Raw genomic sequence first — 1,176 nt, 5'->3', positions numbered from 1 at the left:
ACCCATGAGTAGCTGAAATTATTTTTTTATGTAGCACAGCCGCTTTTTTATCGTCATTAGCAAAAGAGTCCTCACTTTTATCAACATAAGCACTTAATGACAAATACCCTAATCCACTTTTACCAATTTTATTCTTTGAAATCAGATCTTCAACTTTACCATAAAACCCACCATCACAGAGCATCGCACAAATCATTTTAGCTTCATTCACAGTCAAGGTGTCGTGACGGGCTAAAGCAGATGTTGCTTTGTGTAACTCTTTATCGTAGCCTTCGAACTCCCACAAATATTTTGCATATTGCAAAAGAGCCCTTTTGTCTTTCCAGCCTGTCATTTCAATCGCAAATTTAATATCTTTTTTTACAGACTCGCCAAGCTCTCCACTTAACACTTTAACTCTAGCTCTGGCCAAATAGGAATCAATATCCCCATAAGCTCCAACTGCGAGATCTGCACTATCTTTTGCTTCCTCGACCTTACCATCCGACAGTTGTTTATTTATTTTCGCAATCACAGCTTTACTGTTCGAATATAAACCCTGCTTATCAATAGGCTGAACTTTTGTCGTCTTCATCCAGTCTAATAAGTCAAGGGCTTTAACTATATCTATCTTTTCTTTTGTATAAGGGTTTATGTAATTGCTGTATAAAATATAAGCTCCAGCAAAAACTTCTTCTACTGTCAACCTACGCTGCCTCCTTGAATTAGTTTGGCGGTCGTCTGTTAACCCCCAGCCTGAGTAAAAGGGGGAGCCAACAGTAGTTACGCGGATACCTCGAAGTAAGGCCTCAAAGCCAGTTAAAGAAGTGATAGTATAAAGGTGGTCAATAGTGCTTAGTGCATCTGAAATTGATACTGGCTCATAAAGAACTTGCGCCACATTCTCAACTAAAGAAGGATCAGAAAGCCTTTTTCTTAGCCCCGTCAGCACATCAGGATGAGGTTTATATATTATTTGCGCGTCTGGGTTTTCTAGTGCGGCCATGATAACAAGATCATTATTTGTTATTTTTCTTGAACAACCATATTGTATTGAAGCATCATCTTCTACCTGACCTATAACTAAAATCCTTTTTTTATTTTTCGGTCCATATAAATCTTCTATCGCCACATCTTTAGCATAATTATATTTACTCGTTTTATTCTCAAGCATCCGATCAATGGTGTATCTTGCTT

Annotated in this window: 1 protein-coding gene; it reads right to left on the bottom strand. The window is 37.9% G+C overall.

From position 1 onward, the window contains the following. The coding region (locus MOY_RS16755) for a capsular polysaccharide export protein, LipB/KpsS family (protein ID WP_009101564.1) at positions 1 to 1,176 on the bottom strand (1,176 nt) is incomplete at both ends.

The organism is Halomonas sp. GFAJ-1 (genome assembly GCF_000236625.2).
In the GTDB taxonomy this organism is placed as follows: domain Bacteria; phylum Pseudomonadota; class Gammaproteobacteria; order Pseudomonadales; family Halomonadaceae; genus Vreelandella.
Note: the sequence above shows the minus strand (reverse complement) of the source record. Positions and strands in the feature narration are given on the sequence as shown.